Annotated in this window: 21 protein-coding genes and 2 riboswitches; of the genes, 3 read left to right on the top strand and 18 right to left on the bottom strand. The window is 38.5% G+C overall.

Annotated features, from left to right (window positions below):
* Positions 1-56: 56 nt before the first annotated feature.
* Entirely contained in the window at positions 57-509 is a 453-nt protein-coding gene (locus ACWATA_RS11830) for a MarR family winged helix-turn-helix transcriptional regulator (RefSeq protein WP_033579104.1), read from the top strand.
* Between the two features lie 36 nt (positions 510-545).
* On the opposite strand, the gene ACWATA_RS11825 is transcribed toward ACWATA_RS11830, so the two are convergent.
* The 10 genes from ACWATA_RS11825 to thiT form a co-directional block, all read right to left on the bottom strand.
* Entirely contained in the window at positions 546-980 is a 435-nt protein-coding gene (locus ACWATA_RS11825; RefSeq protein WP_013083346.1) for a hypothetical protein, read from the bottom strand.
* A gap of 141 nt (positions 981-1121) precedes the next feature.
* Positions 1122-2204: a tyrosine-type recombinase/integrase gene (locus tag ACWATA_RS11820; RefSeq protein WP_154991271.1), complete on the bottom strand. Its 1083-nt coding sequence runs from the start codon at positions 2202-2204 to the stop codon at positions 1122-1124.
* A gap of 380 nt (positions 2205-2584) precedes the next feature.
* Positions 2585-3781 carry a TcaA NTF2-like domain-containing protein gene (locus tag ACWATA_RS11815; protein WP_473049863.1) on the bottom strand — a complete coding sequence of 399 codons (1197 nt, stop codon included), beginning with the start codon at positions 3779-3781 and terminating at the stop codon, positions 2585-2587.
* A gap of 47 nt (positions 3782-3828) precedes the next feature.
* Entirely contained in the window at positions 3829-4758 is a 930-nt protein-coding gene (locus ACWATA_RS11810) for a TcaA NTF2-like domain-containing protein (RefSeq protein WP_223546630.1), read from the bottom strand.
* A gap of 142 nt (positions 4759-4900) precedes the next feature.
* Complete coding sequence (eat, locus tag ACWATA_RS11805; protein WP_034266474.1) at positions 4901-6250, bottom strand: ethanolamine permease; 1350 nt, start codon at positions 6248-6250, stop codon at positions 4901-4903.
* A gap of 21 nt (positions 6251-6271) precedes the next feature.
* Positions 6272-6985, bottom strand: a complete 714-nt coding sequence (eutC, locus tag ACWATA_RS11800; protein ID WP_034266476.1) for an ethanolamine ammonia-lyase subunit EutC — start codon at positions 6983-6985, stop codon at positions 6272-6274.
* Between the two features lie 14 nt (positions 6986-6999).
* Entirely contained in the window at positions 7000-8370 is a 1371-nt protein-coding gene (locus tag ACWATA_RS11795) for an ethanolamine ammonia-lyase subunit EutB (RefSeq protein WP_473049862.1), read from the bottom strand.
* 26 nt (positions 8371-8396) lie between these two features.
* Positions 8397-9128 (bottom strand): ethanolamine ammonia-lyase reactivating factor EutA, encoded by a 732-nt coding sequence (locus ACWATA_RS11790; RefSeq protein ID WP_473049861.1) that lies wholly within the window; start codon positions 9126-9128, stop codon positions 8397-8399.
* An 11-nt stretch (positions 9129-9139) separates the two neighbouring features.
* Positions 9140-9829: an ethanolamine ammonia-lyase reactivating factor EutA gene (locus tag ACWATA_RS11785; RefSeq protein ID WP_473049860.1), complete on the bottom strand. Its 690-nt coding sequence runs from the start codon at positions 9827-9829 to the stop codon at positions 9140-9142.
* 156 nt (positions 9830-9985) lie between these two features.
* Positions 9986-10594, bottom strand: a complete 609-nt coding sequence (thiT, locus tag ACWATA_RS11780) for an energy-coupled thiamine transporter ThiT (protein WP_047751853.1) — start codon at positions 10592-10594, stop codon at positions 9986-9988.
* Positions 10595-10626: 32 nt separating this feature from the next.
* Positions 10627-10727, bottom strand: a riboswitch (TPP riboswitch).
* 174 nt (positions 10728-10901) lie between these two features.
* Positions 10902-11086: riboswitch (Lysine riboswitch) on the top strand.
* A gap of 102 nt (positions 11087-11188) precedes the next feature.
* On the opposite strand from thiT, the gene ACWATA_RS11775 reads away from it, so the two are divergent.
* Complete coding sequence (locus ACWATA_RS11775) at positions 11189-12628, top strand: amino acid permease (protein WP_047750873.1); 1440 nt, start codon at positions 11189-11191, stop codon at positions 12626-12628.
* Positions 12629-12664: 36 nt separating this feature from the next.
* Here the strand turns inward: ACWATA_RS11775 and ACWATA_RS11770 are convergent, their stop codons facing one another.
* The 5 genes from ACWATA_RS11770 to ACWATA_RS11750 form a co-directional block, all read right to left on the bottom strand.
* Positions 12665-13033 carry a hypothetical protein gene (locus ACWATA_RS11770; protein ID WP_033579111.1) on the bottom strand — a complete coding sequence of 123 codons (369 nt, stop codon included), beginning with the start codon at positions 13031-13033 and terminating at the stop codon, positions 12665-12667.
* Positions 13034-13136: 103 nt separating this feature from the next.
* Positions 13137-13628: a GNAT family N-acetyltransferase gene (locus ACWATA_RS11765; RefSeq protein WP_473049859.1), complete on the bottom strand. Its 492-nt coding sequence runs from the start codon at positions 13626-13628 to the stop codon at positions 13137-13139.
* Between the two features lie 94 nt (positions 13629-13722).
* On the bottom strand, positions 13723-14307 hold the full coding sequence (locus tag ACWATA_RS11760) for a cysteine hydrolase family protein (protein WP_063248105.1): 585 nt from the start codon (positions 14305-14307) through the stop codon (positions 13723-13725).
* 21 nt (positions 14308-14328) lie between these two features.
* Positions 14329-14637: a cupin domain-containing protein gene (locus tag ACWATA_RS11755; RefSeq protein ID WP_013057236.1), complete on the bottom strand. Its 309-nt coding sequence runs from the start codon at positions 14635-14637 to the stop codon at positions 14329-14331.
* A complete protein-coding gene (locus ACWATA_RS11750) occupies positions 14612-15379 on the bottom strand; it encodes a YqcI/YcgG family protein (protein ID WP_473049858.1) in 768 nt (255 codons plus the stop codon). The genes ACWATA_RS11755 and ACWATA_RS11750 overlap by 26 nt, the downstream gene beginning before the upstream one ends.
* Before the next feature lie 152 nt (positions 15380-15531).
* Between ACWATA_RS11750 and ACWATA_RS11745 the strand changes: the two genes are divergently transcribed.
* Positions 15532-16173 carry a LysE family transporter gene (locus ACWATA_RS11745; protein ID WP_033579115.1) on the top strand — a complete coding sequence of 214 codons (642 nt, stop codon included), beginning with the start codon at positions 15532-15534 and terminating at the stop codon, positions 16171-16173.
* On the opposite strand, the gene ACWATA_RS11740 is transcribed toward ACWATA_RS11745, so the two are convergent.
* The 3 genes from ACWATA_RS11740 to parE all read right to left on the bottom strand — a co-directional run bounded on the left by ACWATA_RS11740 (position 16159) and on the right by parE (position 21592).
* Positions 16159-16980 (bottom strand): alpha/beta fold hydrolase, encoded by an 822-nt coding sequence (locus tag ACWATA_RS11740; protein ID WP_048019242.1) that lies wholly within the window; start codon positions 16978-16980, stop codon positions 16159-16161. The two genes, ACWATA_RS11745 and ACWATA_RS11740, sit on opposite strands and share 15 nt — an antisense overlap.
* 212 nt (positions 16981-17192) lie before the next feature.
* Positions 17193-19619 (bottom strand): DNA topoisomerase IV subunit A, encoded by a 2427-nt coding sequence (parC, locus tag ACWATA_RS11735; protein ID WP_033579117.1) that lies wholly within the window; start codon positions 19617-19619, stop codon positions 17193-17195.
* The gene (gene parE / locus ACWATA_RS11730; protein ID WP_028413163.1) at positions 19616-21592 is read right to left on the bottom strand and encodes a DNA topoisomerase IV subunit B; all 1977 of its coding nucleotides are present in this window, start codon (positions 21590-21592) and stop codon (positions 19616-19618) included. Before parE ends, parC begins: the two co-directional genes overlap by 4 nt.
* Positions 21593-21608: the final 16 nt, after the last annotated feature.

Below are 21608 nucleotides of genomic sequence, written 5' to 3'. Positions count from 1 at the left end.
ACAGAAATAAAAACAGCTGATATAATCACAGCAGGTATATATGCAGGAGGTTTTATATGGAATCGTTAGAAGAAATATTCGGCATTCCCACCGTTCGTACAAGTAAGCGCTTAAGCAGAGTCGTTGCCGCACACTTACGTCCTTTTGGGATTACGCCAGAACAGTGGACCGTTTTAAAGCGCGTATCAGAAGCTGAATATAGTACACAGAAGCAATTAGCTGAGCGAGCAGATAAAGATCAAGCGACGCTGACTAAAATTTTAGATTTACTAGAAAAACAAAATTGGATTCAGCGTGTTAGAAACCCAGAAGATCGCCGCTCGTTTTTTATTCAAATAACAGAAGACGGCCTGCGTTTAAAAACAGAAGTGACGCCTGCTGTAGAACAGGTATTTTCCGAATTAACGTCCCAGCTAAACGAGCAGCAGGTAAAGATTTATACCGACACTTTACAAAAACTTGAATTCCGCGCCGAACAATTGCTTCAAGACGCAGAAAACCTGCGTTAAATACCCAAAACCCCACAGGTAACATTCTGCGGGGTTTTATACGTAGTTGGCAATACATAATACTTCTTTAATTTTTGAAATCACTTGTTTGGTTTCATCTGTTAAAGAGGTGAATTTAAACGCGATGGATTCTGCATTTGGATTAATGAAGGGTTCTTTATTTGTGTCTTTGCGGTAGTCTTCAATTTGTTCTAAACAATATTTTAAAATAAACGACAAGTTTGCACGTCGAAATCTCAAACTGACGGTAGAAGGCCATCTTTTTTGAAACTGATTGCTCCCTTCATATTGAATCGCTCCGATGTAGCGTTCTCCGGATAAAAAAGATTCTTTACTTCGATATAGCTGAACGGTTTGGGCTGTTCCGCTCCAGTCAATATAAATACCTGCTGTTTCACAAACTTCGTATATGTAATGAAAAAGCTCCGTTACTTCTCCGAAATGGTAGTGAAGCGGATGTTTAGCCGTCATAGGTAGCTCCCTCCTTTATCGACTTTCTACCAGTATATTGTAGGAAAAGTAACTTATTCATTTATACAACTTATTTCATACGCATAAGCAGTAAAAATGAAAATATATATTTTTTAGTTTACATAAAAATATTATAAGTGATTAGCGATAGCCCGACTTTCGAAACGCGTCGTATACCATATCCTCTTGAAGTTTTTCAAGATAAACGTTCGTTGTAGCAATAGAAGAATGCCCTACTACTTGTTTCACAACCGCAAGCGGAACGTCATTAGCTAAACTATTTGTAATAAAGGTATGACGAAACCAATGAGGAGAAATAGACGCGTTTCCTTTCACTTTATAAACAGCTGATTTAATCGTTCGATACAACGTTGTATAGGATAATCGCTTTTTTTCGCCGGTACGATAATACTCTTTAATGGAGTAAAAAAGCGGTTCAGTGTCAAAAGGACTTAGTTCGGTGCTTTCATTTAACGCTTGCCGATAAGTGAAAAGCGTTTCTTTCACATCATCAAACACGGGAATAGTGCGTTCTTTTTTTCCTTTACCAATCACATCTACAACCAAATTTCCGCGGCGGTCTTCGCGGAAGCTTCCCCAATTTAAACTTAGCAGTTCACTTGAACGCATTCCACTCATATACAAAAGCATTCCCATTAAGCGATTGCGCGCTTTGAATTCCTTTTCATGCTGGCGAATGCGCACGACGGATTCTAACGCATTTACAATCACCTGGGCTTCGCGATCGGTTAGCTCTCGGTATTCGGTACGATTTTGTTTTTCCTTATCACTGTAATGTCCTTTTGCGATAGATGGTTTTTCAATCCACGTCGTATACAGCGAAGGATAAAAATGAGTAGCGTGTCCAAACTCTAGCATTCTTCTAAAAAATTCTAGTTTTCTTGCAGCAGTGCGATTGGCATATTGATTTATCATTTCTTCATTAAATAATTTGACTTCCATAAATCCAATCGATTTTAATGTAATCTCTCGTTCATAGAAAAAAGACAGAATCGTTTTCATGTCTTGATTGTAAGATCTGATCGTATGAGGAGAAAGTGATTTTTTGATAATACGCATTGAAAAAAAGAGCTGAATAAATTCTTCATCTGAAACGTGCTTTAAATTCAAGTTGTTATCTTCATCTAAGAGCTCTGCCTCTTCCCACTGCTCTTTTAGCTGGCGAAACGAATTTTTCGCAGGCGATAATTCAAATTCTTCCATTTTAACCCTCCTAATTACCACAAATAAATGAATACCTTTTAAATGATCCAAAATTGTATATAATGAATTTTTATCAAACTGCAACAAATACCATTAAAATTTTTCAAAAACCTCTCAAAACTCAATTTAGAAAGCCGTTTTTTTAAGATTTTAATAAAAACATCCATTATATGTAAAATAAATTCTATTTTCTGCTTATTACTCTACTTTATCATGTGAACGCTTGATAAGGAAGAGTTATCTTGCGTTAGTATAGTAAAGTATTTTTTAAAATGCTCTTTCTAAAGATTTGCTTTTTATGGTGGAACGTTAAAATCTATCATGATAGGAATTACACAAATTGTGTATACATAAAAACATCACGCAGAACGTGATGTTTTTTAAAGTGATTCAATTTTTGTCAGATACAACTGTTTGTTGCTGTAAGAAACGGTATACGTTCGGTAATACTCTTTTTCTTGACTTTGACCGTTCGTTGTAATGGAAATAACTTCTTTTGTTTGGATTGTATAGACCGTTTCATCATCATCTTCTTCTTCACTCACAGGTTCAACGTCTAATACCGAATAATCAACGAGTTCTTCTCGAATGTCTCTTTCATACAGCATTTTCACAAGCTGCTTTTGATCATTCCACAAAACACTGTCACGCTGGATATAAGGCTGTACGTGTTCGAATTTATTTGTGTTAATGGACTTTGTTAAATCTCGCAAATAATGTTCAATGAAAATATCCGCTGTTTCTTGATCAACTTTTTGGATGTTTTTTAAATTAAAATCTTTTTCTTCCTTCTCTTCTTTTTCTTTTTCACCTTCTTTAAAGTCGTCGATTCGCTGAGAGCTGTTTTTGCTGATGGCATACTTTGTATGGTTCTCTTTGAAAACCATGATTTCTTCCTTTTCCCCTTTTTCATTTGTGCGGGTTGTTTCGCCTTGGTATGAAATATCACTAGAAGGATTAATTGACTTCACGTATTCCATATATTCATCAGCCGTAATGTTGAGGTATTTTTGATGATAGGTAACTTCATCCCATTCATTTAACTTCCATTGCTTATTAACGTATTTAAAATTCATGTAAATGGTCAGTCCGCCGCTTCCTTCTTTACTAATTGGTTCAATGGCTGACACCGAAAATTGCCCGGCGTGATTGTTAATAAGTTCAAATCGAATAAGATGATTAACATCAGGGAAAAAGCTCATATTACATTCTTTACAGTAATAGTTAGTGGAGATACTTTTTAACTTTGTTGCAATTAAAGATGATGTTGCATATGGCGTTAGCGCTTTTTTTAACGTTTCATAATCAGCAGGGTTAGATTCATTATCCCATTCATACTCTTCACCTAATTCTTTATAGGTGCTTGAAATTTTATTCATCGTCTCAACTGCAGTTTTTTCTGCTTTTTTTTCTGATACAAGATCAGGCTTGGTAGATGACTTAGCTTGATCTTTTGGGATCACTTCATCTGAGGAAGGTTCGGTTGGTTTGGATAACTTAACTGTTTCTTTTTCTTCACAGGCCGTCAAAACCATTAGCAGCAGTAGAACGAATGCAATCGTCCATTTTTTATGCATAAGGTGTCCTCCTCAATGCCGAATTTAGTCTATTCTTAAAAGGATCTTTAATTTTCGAACGTATCGAGTACGTAATCACCGCTTGGAATTCCCCATTTTGCCTTTTTATGTTGAACTGTTTTAGCAAGTAACGAAATGGAGTTTTCTTTAAGCGTAATGACAATGGTTCCTTTATTTCCTTGCCCATCATTTTCATATTCAATGGCGGCTTGGTTATTTTCAAAGCGAATATTTTTTTGTTCAACGGTTGACACGCGGATTTTGCTAGGTGGCTGGTACGAATTTATTTTAATCGTCGCTTCCGAGTTGGATGTAGCAAGAAATTGAATGATAGGAGATCCGTTATCATTGCCAGTGGTCCATTTTCCATCGTAGTCGTGTAAATCTGTTGTTTGTGTAGTGGGAGTTTCAGTGTGTGTATTTGGTTTAGATGAAAAGTCGAATGGTTCTACACTCGATAGCTTTAACGTATCGTTTTGGTAAACAGCTGTATAAAGGCGGTCGCAAACTTTGCTGTAAGGATCTTTGCCGGGCTGTTTTAATAAGCTTTCCTCGTGGGTTTGTATTTTGAACACATGGTTAGGTTCTTCATACCAATTGACAATATGAAACGTTTGCTTCTTCTGCTCGATGCCTTGTCGTGTGAAATTTTCAACAAGAAGGTTCTGCTCTTTATAAAAAGAACTGTCCGCTTTCAAAAAAGCTTTTAGATCATTAAAAGAGTTGTCATCAACTGCTTTTCCGAACGCTGAAAAATAATCAGTCATCCAGGCTGTGATAAATTTTCCGCTCATTGCTTCTTTATTCAAATCAATTGATTGAATGCTTTCTACCTGTGTTTTTGGTTCATTTAGTACTTTTTTTGCATCTTTTTCTACTATCATTGTATTTCCGTCTTTTATTGTCTCTTCTTGCTGACAGGCTGATAACAGAATAGATGAAACAACCGTGATAATGATTGTATTACGTTTGTTCATCATAATTGCCCCTTCTTTATCTAATATAAATGTATGTATATTCTTCCAACAAACAGACCTAGTATATCATTCTACAAAAAAACGCTCAACCCTTTAATTTCACAAGAAAAACGGCTTGCTCTTACAGCAGCCGTTTTTCTTCTTATTTAATAGATGCTTCTTGATATGAATTGGATGCCTCTTTTTTAAGCTGTCTTGAACCATAAAAAACATAGTAAATAATTGAAAGAAGGAAAATGCCAAGAATCACATACATTAAAGGTAGAGAAACACCAAACAGCATTAAACTTGTTGTAAGCACACTGTATTTTATAATGCTGTATAAGCACAGAATCCCTAATACTAAAGCAACGCTTGGCACTACCGGGTAATTTACTTTAAAAGGACGAGACAAGTTAGGTTCTTTTTTGCGTAAAATAAAAAGAGAAACTAAACTGATGCAGTACATCATCATTGCTCCGAATACAGATAAGATAATAAGGGCATTGGCAAACGTGGCAGATCCAGCACAAATCACACCGATTGCTCCCGGAATCAACAAACCGCCGACAGGAACTCCTTTTTTATTCGTTTTAGCAAGAAATTTAGGGAAGTAACCATCTCGTGCAAGCGCATAGGTTTGTCTTGAAAATCCCATGATGATTCCATTTAAACTAGCAATCAATCCGAATAGCCCGATAATAGCAACAACGGTTGAAATGCCGTTTCCGTATACAGAAGACAGTGCCTGCGGAAGTGGATAATCGGCTAGCTTCCCGCTTCCTCCGCCAAGTCCTGCTGTTACAAATAGCGTAAACAACGTTGCGGTTGCAAGAGTAATAATCGCTCCAATAAATCCTTTAGGAATGTTTTTCTTAGGGTTTTCCACTTCTTCCGCTGCCATTGCTCCGCCTTCTATTGCAAGATAGAACCAAACAGCGAATGGAATAGCCGCTAGTACCCCTGTTGGCCCGTTAATAAATGAATGATCGTTAAAAATATTTGATGTTTGTACATGAGGCAAACCAGCTACATAAAAAATAGATAAACCAATTAGTGCAACAATGGTAGCTGTAAGCTCAATCACCGCTACTTCTTTTACCCCGATTAAATTTAGTAAAACAAAGAAAATAAAGGCACCTACCGTTGCATATACAGGGTTAACGGCTGGGATAAGAAAGTGCAGGTATGCTCCTGTTGATACCGCAATAGCAGGAGGAGCAAAAATAAATTCAAGCAAGCATGCAATTCCGGCGATATATCCGCCAAAAGGTCCAAGTGCTCTTCTTGCATAAGCTGAAGGTCCACCAGCTTGCGGGATAGATGTTGAAAGCTCTGCATAGCTGAACATAAACGTTGTGTAAAACACCGTTACAATTAAGGTTGCAATTGCAAGTCCGATAATCCCGCCTTGTTCAAACCCGTAGTTCCACCCAAAGTATTGTCCTGAAATAACCATACCAACTGAAATAGCCCATAAATGAATAGGTTTTAATTGTTTTTGTAACGCCATACGTTCTCCTCCTTTTGATGTTTAGACAATAAGATGTACACCGCTTGTTTGCTGCTTAATCATTTTGTCAATCATGGTACCGATATGTGCGGCTGCCTCAATAGGAGGCGTTCCTCTTTTATGAATATTAGAAATAACCATACGATCAGACTCTTTTTTGCCTTTGCTAGGTTCATAGCACATGTAAGCACTCATGGATTCAGCACTGACCAGCCCAGGTCGCTCTCCAATCAATAGCACAAGTGCTTTTGGCTTTATGATTTCACCAATTTCATCCATACATGCAACTCGTCCTCCTTTTACAAAAAACGAAGTCCCGATACGAAGTCCATATGACTCCAGTGAATCAATTAAAGCAGGATACACGTCGCTCATGTTTTCTTCAATTGCCTTAGCGCTCAGTCCATCTGATACCACTACTTGTACATCAGGCTGTGGCACGCAGTTTTTTAAAATCTCTTTCTTAGCGCCATCTGCTAATAACCTCCCTTGATCCGGCCGTTTTAAATAATGTTCTTTTGACTCCGCGCGTGTATTCACAGAAAAAAGGTTAAACTCAGATAGAATATCTTCTGAAACTGAGCCGTATACAGAGTCTACGGCTGCGGCATGATCTGTGCGAAAAGATAAAACGTCTTTTGTTAGCGGCCTTGTTCCCGTACGGCCAACACCTATGCGGGCAGGGGTAAATTGTTTCAGTGTTTCAAGCGGATCGCGATTTGACTTTGGTATCATAGTAAGCACCTTCCTTAAATCAAATTCATAAAAATAGTTGGGTCTCCAGCTCTTGATGTGAAGCGTCCGTTTTCCATAATACGCTGATCTTCAAGCCATTTTTGAAATAACGGAGTTGGGGTACGGCCGAGTACATTGCGCACGGTTGCGATATCATGATAACTAAGAGACTGATAGTTTAGCATGCAGTCATCAGCCATGGGCACTCCTATTACAAAGTTCACCCCAGCTGTTCCTAGAAGCATACTTAAATTATCCATATCGTTTTGATCAGCATCCATGTGATTGGTGTAACATACGTCTACTCCCATAGGCAAGCCGTGCATTTTGCCCATAAAATGATCTTCTAACCCAGCTCGCAGAACTTGTTTGCTGTTATATAAATATTCAGGTCCAATAAATCCAACAACCGTGTTAACTAAGAAAGGCTTGTAGTGGCGAGCTAAGCCATAGCATCTAGCTTCGAGCGTTACTTGATCAATATTATAGTGGGCTTCTGCTGACAGTTCAGAACCTTGTCCTGTTTCAAAATACCAGCGGTTCGGACCTTTTGCTGTCCCTTTTTCATGAATTAACGCTGTCGCTTCATCGAGCATAGACAGTGAAATCCCAAATGAATCATTACCGGCTTCTGTGCCTGCTAAACTTTGGAAAATCAAGTCAGCAGCTGCTCCTTTTTCGATTGCTCTCATTTGGCTCGTCACATGTGATAATACACAGTTTTGAGTAGGAATCGACCATTCGTTGATTATATTTTTTGTTTCATTTAAAAGCGCGTAGATATTATCCGTTGTATCAATAACAGGGTTAATTCCGATAACCGCATCTCCAATTCCATAGCTTAACGCTTCGTAGAGAGATGCTCTCATTCCTTTTAAGTTATCTGAAGGATGATTAGGCTGGGCTCTTGAAGCCAATACGCCTTTTTGACCGATAGTCGTTTGACAAGTAGTTTGCACTTCTATCTTGGCAGCTCCTTGAATTAAATCTAAATTGGACATAATTTTAGTAGCTGCCGCAATCATTTCGCTGTTTAATCCTTTGCTAAGCGCAAGAAGGTCTTCTCCGGTATGCTCATCAGATAAGATGTATTCTCTTAACTCCCCTACTGTCCAATTTTTAATAATGTCGTAAACCGATGAATCAACCTGACTTTCGATTAATGCCGAGACGTTGTCTTCATCTGCGCTTAGCAGCGGGTAATTTCGAATATCAGCAAGTGTGATATCAGCTAGCACTTGTTTGGCTGCCATTCGTTCTTTCGTTGACTCAGCGCTAACTCCTGCGAGCTGATCTCCAGAACGTTCTTCGTTTGCTTTGGCCATAATTTCTTTCAAGCTATAAAATGAAAATGTTTCTCCTAACAACCGGGTAGTTTTAAACATCTTTTCCTCCTTGTATGTTCAGTTGATTATGATGAAAAAGCGAGTGTTTTAATCGAAACAGAGATTGCCTCTCCAGCTACGGGTAACCCTAGATCGATATAATCTCCGTGGGTAAAGTCAATTTGATCTAAACAAATAATTTCTAATTCGTTCTCCTGTTTGGCTAGTGCTTGTCCTAAAGCTTTAGCAATATCCTGCTCGCATAAAACAACGAGGCACTTAGCTCCTTTAAAACAAGCACCAAATTCAGCGCTTATTACTTTTGCTAATTCTTGCAGCATTATATAGCTGCAGTAAGGGAAATGAGATAAAGCAATAGCAACGGGAGGATCTTCTGCGCTGAAAACAGTTGAAGCCTGCATACATGACGCTCGAGCTCTTTCTTGAAACAGCTGCGGATTCCACTCCTCCTCTGGCTGTACAGGTATTTCTATAATCGGAATGTTTTTCAGCGGCAGTTTTTTAGACTTAATGTATACGGTTGATCCGCTAACTTCTGTATTTTGCATGCCAGCCCCAATGACAGTAGCGCGCGTTGTTTCAGCGGCTTGAGATACGTGTATGGATTGAAACTGATACGCTAGCAGAGGACCAATGTCTCCATGTACAGCCACTTCCCTCACTGTTTTCGGCTTTTGCTTCTCCATCATTGCTCCTACCCCTCCTGAAATCATAATTGTTTCTGGTTGGATAGAAGATCTTGTATGAGGAGAAACGAGCAGCGAAGAGGTTTGAATTAGTGCTCTTACATAATTCACGGTTTCTTCAGCTAGTAATTGACAGATAGTAATTGACAGATAGACGAGAGTTTTTCAAATGTTGCTTTTTCACCTTCTCGCAGTATTAAAGAATTATTTTTTAAAAATTCAGTTAAATAAGGTGAAACGTAGGTAACAAAGCCGTCTGAATTCAGCCGAATTAATCTTCCACCTACATGCAGCGTAAACGTTTCGATCACTTTTCCGTTTTGACATAAAGCGATGTTAGCGGTGCCTCCTCCTACATCAATATTGGCAATTACTGCATTTGTTTCAGCGGAATGTTGTATTGCTCCTGATCCTTTTGCCGCCAATATTCCTTCCAAGTCAGCACCGGCTGTTGCAACAACAAAATCTCCAGCATGTTCGGCTAGATAGTGAACGATAGTTTCTGCATTTTGCTTTCTAGCAGTTTCTCCTGTGATGATCACAGCGCCCGCCTCCACTTGATCTAAGGAGATTTCTGCATTCTTGTACTCTTGTTCTAGTAGTACCGTTAATCGTTGAACATCGATTTCAACCTCGTTTAGCATAGGTGTGGTATAGATAGAACTTGCATACGTTACTTGACGATCAATAATTTGACAGCCTGGCAGCGTAAACTGATTTTGTTGATTTGCTATTAACAGTTTGCTTACAATCAGTTTTGTTGTGCTTGTTCCAATATCTAAACCTATGCTCGTGATCCATTTCTGTAGCATACGATCAATCCTTTATCTCGTTTGAATATGTTGACTATCATAAAACAGTTTTTTGAATATTTCACTAACTATGTTATCAAACCTGACACACTTTTGTGTAAACAAAGGTGACAAATGAAAAAAAAGACTAAATCTTGGTAGATTTAGTCTTTTTTCTTATGATGAATGTGATTTAGTTACAATCATTCTTGATGCCGATGGAATTAACAATGAAAGAATGACTAAGCAGGCTATTAGTGACCCTACCATTGAAATACCGTTCATTGAAAAAGAATACCACAGAGCGGACATACCTTTTGGTGCGTACGATCCCCAGAAAATAATACCAGCAATAAAGTGCCAGAAATAACGTGCGAAGCTTCCGATAATAAGGGATAAAACAATCAAAACAAAAGCTTTTGATCTGTTATTGGTAGCTAAATTTGTTTTAATAGATTGTGAAAAAATACCTCCAAAACCTATAAAAGCAAAAGCCACAATATATTCAATAAATGTTTGTAGCGCTGTTAAAATATAAGCCGTTCCTGTCGCTAACTGCAAAAGCCCCCATAATAGACCAGATAGAGCCCCGCCTTTTACTCCCCAGCGAAAGCACATAATAAAAATGGGCACCATGGAGAACGAAATACTTACAGCCGTTGCAATCTTAATGGAAGGCAAAAGGTCAAGTAGAAGTGCCAATGCTGCAAAAATAGCTATTTCAATTTTAGCCTGTAAAGGTAATGCTTTATTCACGTTTCTCACTCCTGTTTTTGAATCATTCATATCAAACGGTTTACACAGGAGTAAGCAAATATATGCTACTATTCCCACATTCCTACGCTAGCGTTAACTAACAGGTTCTAAGGGTCTGAACGTTTCGTTCACTCTCAGCACGGCGGCTCCCCCTGTGGTACGTTTGGATATTTATGTAGTATAAAGACAATGTTTATTATACCATATGTAACAAAATAGATTCGAGAGATTTCAAAGATGTTTCTATTTTCTGAATCTATTTTTTATAATGACAATCGTTTTAGTATTTGTTATACTTCTTTTATGTCAATTGAATATAAAAAACCCTCATCCTAATCGATGAGGTAGAGGTCGCAGTTTTTAATAGTAAAGTAACGGAAATGCAGAGAACATTGAGGATGTTGCTTGAAAGGAAAAATTGCCGAAGTTTAGATCACTTCTCGGTTGATTTAAGCTGGGGCTGTCTCCGAACAGGAACAGAACTGTCACATCATGCGAGTGATGTGAAGAGCTATCTTCACGGAAGGTTGACGCGGTTTTCAGATTTAAAAGCGCGCACATATACTGCGGGCTTTTTTTATGTTATCCCGTCTCTTTCCGTACATTCGAAAGGAGTATTTATCTATGCAAGAGCAGCAAGAATTAAAACGTGGGTTGAAATCTCGCCACTTAACGATGATTTCATTAGGAGGAGCCATCGGAACCGGCTTATTCCTAGCAAGTGGTGGAGCAATTCACACAGCAGGACCTGGGGGAGCGCTTTTAGCTTACGCTATCATTGGCGTCATGGTTTACTTTTTGATGACCAGCCTAGCAGAGCTCGCAGCTTATATGCCTGAAGCTGGTTCATTTAGTACGTATGCGTCTCGTTTTGTAGATCCATCCTTTGGTTTCGCTCTCGGCTGGAACTACTGGTATAACTGGGCTATTACGATTGCAGCTGAATTATCCGCTGGAGCCCTTATTATGAAATTTTGGTTCCCAAACTCTTCTTCTATTTTATGGAGTGCCCTGTTTTTATTAATTATGTTTGGGCTTAACTACCTTTCTGTAAAAGGATTTGGTGAATCTGAATTTTGGTTTTCGTTAATTAAAGTAGTAACGGTTATTATCTTTTTAGTTATTGGTATTATGATGATTTTTGGTATCTTTAACAATGAAGCACCAGGTTTTAAAAACTTCACGCTTGGTGATGGACCGATTCACGGTGGATTCTTCACTGTACTAGGTATCTTTATGGCAGCTGGTTTTTCATTCCAAGGAACAGAGTTGCTTGGAGTCGCAGCTGGAGAAAGTGAAGATCCGGAAAAAACGGTTCCTCGCGCAGTTAAACAAGTCTTCTGGCGCATCTTGTTATTTTATATTTTAGCTATTTTTGTTATTGGAATGCTTATTCCATACACAGCGAATTCATTAGCAAGTGATGACGTGCGAGTAAGTCCGTTTACTTTGATATTCGAACGAGCAGGTCTGGCGTTTGCAGCATCAGCGATTAATGCCGTTATTTTAACAGCTGTTTTATCTGCTGGTAACTCAGGCATGTATGCTTCTACGCGTATGCTGTGGAACTTAGCGAAAGATGGAAAAGCACCAAGGTTTTTAGCAAAAGTGAATAAACGAGGCGTTCCAGTTAATGCCTTAATCGCAACGGCACTTGTCGGTACACTTGCATTTGGTGCTTCATTTTTTGGAGACGGTGCGGTATATACGTGGTTACTTAACGCTTCTGGTATGTCTGGTTTTATTGCTTGGTTAGGAATTGCGATCAGCCACTATCGTTTTAGAAGAGCATTTGTTGCTCAAGGTCATGATTTGAGTGAACTTCCATATCATGCAAAACTTTTCCCATTTGGCCCTATCTTTGCCTTTATTTTATGTGCCGTTGTTATTTTAGGCCAAAACTATTCGGCGTTTATGGGTGACTCGATTGACTGGTACGGTGTACTTGTTTCTTATATCGGACTTCCTTTATTCTTAATTGTTTGGTTAGGATACAAATGGACGAAAAAGTCGAAGCTTATCCCGTTAAAAGAATGTCAAGTAACAGTGAAAAAATACGAATAAAAAAAGCGCTCTATTCAAAAGAATAGAGCGCTTTTTTTATATGAGCTGATCGGCAAAATGAAGAGATATATAAGCGGGTTGGTTTTTCATAACAAGCATATAACCTTTGAGGGGACGGTTATAGTAATCAGCAGCTTCGATATAATAAATACGCTGAATTAACCTGCTTAAATGAGTTGCAAAAGATGGAAGTTGGTGATTAGGAATGGTTTGGATGTAGTCTATGATTTCTTGTTTAGTTTGAAGGCCTGAACGGGTACATTCTAACAGATGAAAAAGCGGATCTGCTGCTATAGTAGATAGTTCAGAATTGTGTTTGATTCTATTCAGCTGGATATGCAGTTCTTTTTGGGACCATCTTTTCGGCACAGCTCTTAGATGTTGATATTGAAAATGTGTACTCATGATAGCTAACACCTTTCGTATTAAAATAATAAAACAACTTATTATTTTAATAACCTTTACACATGAAACTAAAACGTTACAATGTGTAAAGGTGTCATACATCTTATAAAATAAGCTGATAAAAAAGTACATCTTGCCACTGATCAAATTTCCAGCCCACTTCTTTAAACTCTCCGCAAAATGTAAAATTAAATTGCTCATGCATTTTGATACTGATATCATTCCCTTTTGTAATTCCTGAAATGACAACGTGATGGTCGAGCTCTTTAGCTAATTCCAAAATGCGCTTCATAAGCTGTTTCCCAATACCATGCCCTTGTTGATTTTTATCAATATAAATCGATAGCTCTACTGTTTGAATGTACGCTTCTTTATCTCGATACGAGGAAAGCGAAGCATAGCCCGCTACTACTCCATCTTTTTCCGCGACAATAAGTGGAAAAAGTTCATTGCCAATATGATTATTAAACCAGCCCCTTCTTTGTTCTACTGTTACAGGCGTTAAGTCAAAAGTAGCAGCACTTGTTTGAACGGACTGATTATAAATTTCAACAAGCATAGGTAAATCTTCTTCTTTAGCATAACGAATGATCATATGTACAAACTCCTTATAGTATAGAATTATCTTTATTTTACTTCTTTTAAGAAACATAATCTACATAAAAAACCGATGTGCGCATGCACATCGGTTATTGGTTTTGGGCATATTGAAAGGTTTGAAGGACTTGAAGAGTCTCTTTTGTAGAAACGACCGTTGCAAACTCTCCGTGCAAGGAAGACAGTGCGAATGTATGTACATCTTCTGCAAGAAGTCTGGTTTTTCCATCGTAGGACATACAATCAAAACAGGCCGTTGCATCGTTCGCAACATACGTCCTATACCCTAGATTTCCAGCCATGCGCGCAGTCGTAGAGACGCAGTGATTAGTAGTTAGTCCTATTAAGATAAGCGTATCATAGCCATTTGCTTTTAAATAGCTATCTAGCTCTGTTCCAATGAAACAGCTGTTCACGTGCTTGCGAATTAAGTATTCGTCTTCTTGTGGACCAAATCCTTCTTTGAACTGAAACCCCTTTGAACTTGGATGTAAAGGAGAGTCTGGATTTTCTGATGCATGCTGCACGTGAATGACAGGATAGTCTTGGCGCCTCCATGCTTGCAGTAGCGTCAGCATATTCTTTTCTGCATCTAAATTGTTTCTTTCTCCCCACTGGGGTGAATAAAACCCTTCTTGTACATCGATAAGTAGCAACACTGGCCGGGAACGTAGCATAAGCATCATCTTCTTTCGTCTTTATTTTAAAATGGAAATAACGTATGTGCATCCATCAGGACCGGCTTTTGAAGAATGAACCGTTTGTTTCGGTAAATGTATCCGATCTCCGGCCTGACATAGAACCGTATCACGTTCAACTGTAAAGTAAATAGATCCTTCAAGTATATGAAGAATTTCATCAGTTGGATGCGTATGAGACGGATGTGTTTGAAAAGCAATATCGTGCTGTACTTCAACGTATCCAGTATACGCCGGAAGCAGCTCTTTAATTACTTCTTCAAACTTTCCGCCAACTCCTTTTTTAATAGAGGCTTTTTTTACGTCCATGCTGCTCACTCCTTTTTAATTTAAATGGACACTGTCCAGTAGTATTGTTATTATCATCGTGTAAAAAATATTGCTTCCACTCTCTGTTTTCCTGCTGTCCATACCAGCCTAACTCAGGGTGAGCTGATACGTCATCATATGTTTTTAACCGATCGCGGACGACTTTTTGTACATGCTTCCCTATTTTTGAATCTCCTGTCATACCTTCAAACACCCACCGCGGCTGAAATGTAATCATAAATCCTCTGCTCTTACGGCTTTTACGTAGAGAATGAGCAGGCGTATTACAGACGACAAAAATAGGTTCTCCGTGAAAACAAAATTCCCATAATGCATCTTTTGGGTCTTTCGGAATATCTTGCGGCCATTTCTTTTGATCAATTTGATGAAGAAACGTCAGCGTATCCCAAAACATCGTTTCGTACTCTTCCATTGACCGTTCTTTATGTTCAGGCTTAAAGAATAACACAAAGGATGTATAGCGACCTATGGTCTTAAATGTATCTATGTATTCTCTAAGTGCCGCCGCTGCATGTTTAATATCTTGATAGTTATAAGGAGTCGTCACAAATGAAAAACGCAGTAAATCTTTTTTAAAGCCTTCTACCCCTAATATACAGGGAAATGGATTTTCTTCTGATAATATATCGCTTTGGAAATATTGAAAAGCATCTTTCCCCCAGAACGGGACATGCGTTGACTCTAAAATCTCATTAGCTCGAAAAAGCATTTTTGATGCCATTAAAACCCTCCTTATGGAACTCAACGTTACATGTGTATTAAAAAAAAGAAAGTTTATGAGTATTTTTAACTAAATCTCGCTTCTAAATTATAAAATTCTAATCTATATATATATAAGCTACTATTGGACAAGTTAGAAAGGAGGCTGTGTTTGTGGAGTGGTTTTTGATTGCTATAAAACAAATAATTCTAGGTATTAGTCTCGCAGCACCGGTAGGTCCAATTAATATAGAGATGATTAAAAGAGGTCTGACAAAAGGATTTTGGGCTTCTTGGCTAGTTGGTTTAGGAGGAATGACAGCCGATATCTTATTTATGCTTCTCATTTTAATAGGGTTAACCCCTTTTGTTCAGATGCAGGCTGTTACGGTTGTCCTGTATGCAACGGGTTTTGTCATGCTCACATTTGTTGGCTTTCAAAGTATGAAACAAGCTGTCTCTCGTTCCTTTTCAGTAGATGTAAATAACCCTTCTGCTAAAAAAGATAAGTCGTTTTTTACAGGTTTTTTTATTGCTCTTATGAACCCTTTAAATATTGTGTTTTGGTTTGGTGTATTTGGATCAAGCTTAAGCGAAAGCCTTCAAAGTCAAACGTGGCTATCCGTCTTTTTTCATAGCTTCTTTATTATTTTTGGCATCATTCTTTGGAATTTAAATATTGCGAGCAGCATTCATTTTACAAGAAAATTTATCACGCCTAAGCTTTTTCGCCTCATTACGTTAGGTGCTGGTTTTTTACTTTTTTTATTTGGCTGCCAATTCGGTTTTAAATGTGTATCCTTACTTATCGGCTGAGCTTTTATTGATGAGTTCAATAAGGGTGTCATTTACTTTCTCACGTTCATCATAAAAAAGACCGTGTCCACTATTTTCAAATGGGATCAGTGTAGAAAATGAAATGTGGCGATTCATTACTTTTGCAAGATCAAATGGACAAATTTGATCTTTTTTTCCGTGTAATATATATGTCTCAGCGAAAATTTGACTCAAATCTTCCCGTAAGTCTTCGTCTCGTAAAGACACCGCAGTTTTAATCGTTCCATGGCCAGATGCCTCTAAACCTAAATCTTGAAACCATCCTCTAAAAGCTGCGCTGACAGGCTGATTAAAAAATTTTTTCCCAAAGTCTTCAAGCATGTTAGGACGATCTCTATACGTATTTTGAATAATTGTATTTACTTCTTCAGAAGGAAGTCCGTATGGAAAATCAGTTTTTTGAATAAAGCTTGGAGCCGCTGCCCCTAATAAAATTAACTTCTTCACGCCATATCCTAAGTGTCTACTCATATATCGAATGGCAATGGCTCCCCCCATAGAAAAGCCTACTAGCGTATAATTTTTAAGTCCTAATTTTTCTACTAACATACGAATATCATCCGCTAATTGATTGTAAGAATAGCCGGTGAAAGGCGTATCTGATTTTCCAAATCCCCGAAGATCAGGAGCAATACACCGAATACCGCAGGCCGGCAGCGTTGTAAATTGGTATTCGTACATTTTAGCGTTAACAGGCCACCCGTGAAGGAAAAGAACGGGTTCCCCTTTTCCAATATCCCGAACAAAAAGTTTAGTCTTAGGAGTTACGTGAATAAAATAGTTCATATATAACACCTCCTAGATGTTCTTATATATATATGTTTTGGACAATTTGAACATTCAAAAGTTTCTTAGAGGCTTGTGTAGGAGATGTATGATTTTTATTTGGAATGAGGAGTAGGAAAATCATTTTATACTGTTTATTTAGAACATAGTTTAATTTAAAAATATTGGGTAAAAAAAGTAGTAAAGCTTTAAAAACTTTACTACTTTTTTTGTTATTTTTCTTCCAGCCACATATCAACTAAATTCCCAGCTTCGCTTTGGTCCAATACGAATGAACCGTTGCTGTATCGGTCACTAGCTCGCATTGTAGATGGATCAACCTGCTCGATTTGACCTTTAGATGATTCCACTATCATATAATGCTCTTTAGAGATTACTTTTACTTTTGCAATTTGATGCGGATTAGATTTTAGTTCTCGGACCATCACTAGCCCTCGTTTTGCTCGTGCTGATTCTTCAAACTCAGCAATTTTTGTCTTTTTCACAGCTCCTCGCTGCGTGGCGATAAATAATTCAGTTGATAGAGCTTCATCTTCATCGAAGATAACGCCGCTTACAACATAATCATCGTCTTTTAAGTTAATTCCTTTTACACCAGAAGCGCGAGTTCCTACAATATTAATTTCTTCTTCCCGGAAACGCAGTCCGTAGCCAGAGCGAGTGGCAATAAACACTTGTTTTTTACCATCCGTTTGATATACGTCCACTACTTCATCATCGCCTTTTAAATTAACGGCGACAAGAGCTTTGGAGTAGCGCTGTGCTTTATATTGAAGTAATTCTGATTTTTTGACCATACCATTTTTCGTAAAGAAAAGCAGATACTGATTTTCTTTAAATTCTTTTACCGGTATCGCTCGTACAATCTGCTCTTCTTTATCAATTGGAACAATGTTCATGATATGCTGACCCATGTCTTTCCACCTGATATCAGGAAGTTCGTGCACTGGCATATATAAATAATTCCCTTTGTTTGTGAAGATGAGCAGCGTTTCGGTTGTATTAATTTCATACTTCGCTAAAATTCGGTCCGTATCTTTCATACCGAAGTCTTGCCCGTTAGACGCGGCGTAAGAACGAAGACTTGTTCGTTTTACATATCCGTCTTTTGTGACTGTTACCATCACTTCTTCAGATGGAACCATCACTTCTAGATTAATTTTAATCTCTTCGATTTCCGCTTCAATTTTTGAGCGGCGTTCTGTACTGTATTGCTTTTTTACACGGCGTAATTCTTTTTTGATTACATTAAAAAGTTTTTTCTCGCTATGTAAGATTTCTTCTAACTCGTTAATTTTAGCACCTAGCTCTTCAGCTTCCGCTTGTAGAGCTGTAATGTCCGTGTTTGTCAAACGGTATAATTGAAGCGACACAATCGCTTCTGCTTGAGGTTCTGTAAATTCATATTTGCCAATTAAATTATTTTTAGCGTCGCGCTTATCTTTAGAAGCTCTAATCGTCGCAATAACTTCATCTAAAATCGACAGTGCCTTAATCAATCCCGCTACAATATGTTCACGTTCACGTGCTTTTTGCAGTTCGTATTTAGAACGATTTGTTACTACTTCTTTTTGATGATCAATATAAGCATCAAGAATGTTAGCCAAACTCATAAGCTTTGGTCGCTTTTTAGCAATGGCAACCATGTTAAAATTATACGGTACTTGCAGATCCGTATTTTTATAAAGGAAGTGAAGTACTCCTTGAGCATTTGCGTCTTTTTTTAATTCTACTACGATGCGCAGACCCGTACGATCCGTTTCGTCGCGAACTTCAGCAATACCTTCCACTTTTTTATCTAAACGAAGCTCATCCATTTTCTTCACAAGGTTGGCTTTGTTTACTTCAAACGGAATTTCCGTAATGACAATTTGCTGTTTTCCGCCGCGAATGGACTCCACTTCCGTTTTTCCGCGAATAATAATTTTCCCTTTACCTGTCTCGTAGGCTTTCTTAATCCCGTCTACACCTTGAATGATTCCCCCTGTAGGAAAATCAGGACCTTGGATAGCCGTCATTAATTCTTCAATTGTACACGTTGGTTTATCAATTCGCATGATCGTTGCGTCAATTACTTCACCTAAATGATGAGGAGGAAGTTCTGTAGCATAACCAGCTGAAATACCCGTGGATCCATTCACTAGCAAGTTAGGAAACATAGCTGGTAACACAGTTGGTTCGCTGCTTGTATCATCGAAGTTAGACACAAACTCAACCGTTTGTTTGTCAATATCTCGTAGAAGTTCTGCAGCAATCGATGAAAGGCGAGCTTCTGTATAACGCATTGCTGCTGGGGGATCTCCATCAATACTTCCGTTGTTTCCGTGCATTTCGATTAATACATTTCTAACTTTCCATTCTTGACTCATTCGAACCATGGCATCATATACAGATGAATCACCATGAGGGTGATAGTTACCAATTACGTTCCCTACAGTTTTGGCTGACTTGCGAAACCCTTTTTCTGCTGTATTTCCATCTACGTGCATTGCATATAAAATACGGCGCTGAACGGGTTTTAACCCGTCTCTTGCATCCGGCAGTGCACGCTCTTGAATAATATATTTACTGTATCGACCAAAACGGTCGCCTAGTACATCCTCAAGAGGTAAATCTAAAAAGCGTTCTGTTTGTGTCATTGTACGTCCTCCTCTGCGACCGTTAATACATTTTCATTATCTAAAATATTTGGATCTTCTTCTAATCCAAACGCTACGTTGCTTTCAATCCATTTTCTGCGTGGTTCTACTTTATCGCCCATCAAAGTGGTCACACGACGATCAGCGCGAGCAGCATCATCAATACGAACACGAATCAGCGTACGCGTCTCTGGGTTCATTGTTGTTTCCCAAAGCTGATCTGCGTTCATTTCACCGAGACCTTTATAGCGTTGAATCATATACCCTCTTCCTACCTTATCGATAGCACCTTGCAACTCTTCGTCACTCCATGAATATTCAACCACTTCTTTTTTACCTGACCCTTTACTTACTTTGTAGAGCGGTGGAAGAGCAATAAATACTTTTCCTGCTTCCACAAGCGGTTTCATATAGCGGTAGAAAAACGTTAGAAGAAGCACTTGAATATGAGCCCCATCCGTATCCGCATCGGTCATGATGACTATTTTATCGTAGTTAATATCATCGATTGTAAAATCTGCGCCTACTCCTCCGCCTATCGCGTGAATGATCGTACTAATTTCTTCGTTTTTAAAAATATCTTGAAGTTTGGCTTTTTCGGTATTGATAACTTTCCCTCGCAGCGGCAGCACAGCTTGAAAGCGGCGATCCCTTCCTTGTTTTGCTGAACCTCCGGCGGAATCCCCTTCGACTAGGTACAGTTCGTTTCGCTGAGGATTTCTTGATTGCGCAGGCGTCAACTTCCCGCTTAGAACGGTTTCTTGACGCTTTCGTTTTTTCCCGTTTCTTGCGTCTTCTCTCGCCTTACGTGCCGCTTCACGCGCTTGAGCAGCTTTGATTGCTTTTTTTACAAGAAGAGAGCTTACGTCTGGATTTTCTTCTAGGAAATAGGCAAGTTTTTCAGAAATAACTGCATCTACCGACGAACGAGCTTCACTTGTACCTAACTTTCCTTTGGTTTGTCCTTCAAACTGAAGCAACTCTTCAGGTATTCTAACGGAAACGATGGCTCCTAATCCTTCTCGTATATCCGTTCCTTCTAAGTTTTTGTCTTTTTCTTTTAGCAGGCTTACTTTACGGGCGTATTCATTAAACGCACGCGTCATAGCGCTTTTTGCACCGGACTCATGCGTTCCCCCGTCTTTGGTACGAACATTATTAACAAATGATAAAATGGTTTCAGAATAACCATCGTTAAATTGAAACGCAAATTCAACTTCAATATTATGATGAATCCCTTCAAAAAAGACGACTGGATGAAGTGAATCTTTTTCTTCATTTAAATATGAAACGAAGGCTTGAATACCTGTTTCATAATGAAAGATATCTTGACGATCATGCCTTTTATCGATTAACTCTATTTTGAATCCTTTTAACAGAAAAGCCGATTCGCGGAGCCGTTCACAAAGCGTATCATAATTGTACACGGTTGTTGAAAAAATCGTGGCATCCGGTTTGAAATGAATCGTTGTTCCCGTTTTTTTTGTTTTCCCTATTTTTTCTAGCGTCGTAACCGGCTTTCCTCCATTTTCAAAACGCTGTTCATAAATAAATCCATCTCTATGAATAGTTACAGTCAACCATTCAGACAGCGCATTTACAACAGATGCACCTACTCCGTGTAAGCCTCCGCTTGTTTTATATCCACCCTGTCCGAATTTACCTCCTGCATGCAAGATGGTTAAAATAACTTCAGGCGTTGGTTTTCCTAGTTTATGCATGCCCGTTGGCATACCTCGACCTTTATCTTGTACAGAAATTGAATTATCTTTGTGAATGGTTACAATAATTTCTTCTCCGTAGCCTGCTAGAGCTTCATCGACAGAGTTGTCGACGATTTCATATACTAAATGATGCAGACCTCGTGTATCCGTACTTCCAATATACATACCAGGACGTTTACGAACGGCATCTAATCCTTCTAGTACTTGAATTGCATCTTCATTATAATTAAATTGTTGTTTCCGAGCCATTCATACTACCCCTTTC

Source organism: Priestia sp. USM5 (assembly GCF_058323215.1).
Note: the sequence above shows the minus strand (reverse complement) of the source record. Positions and strands in the feature narration are given on the sequence as shown.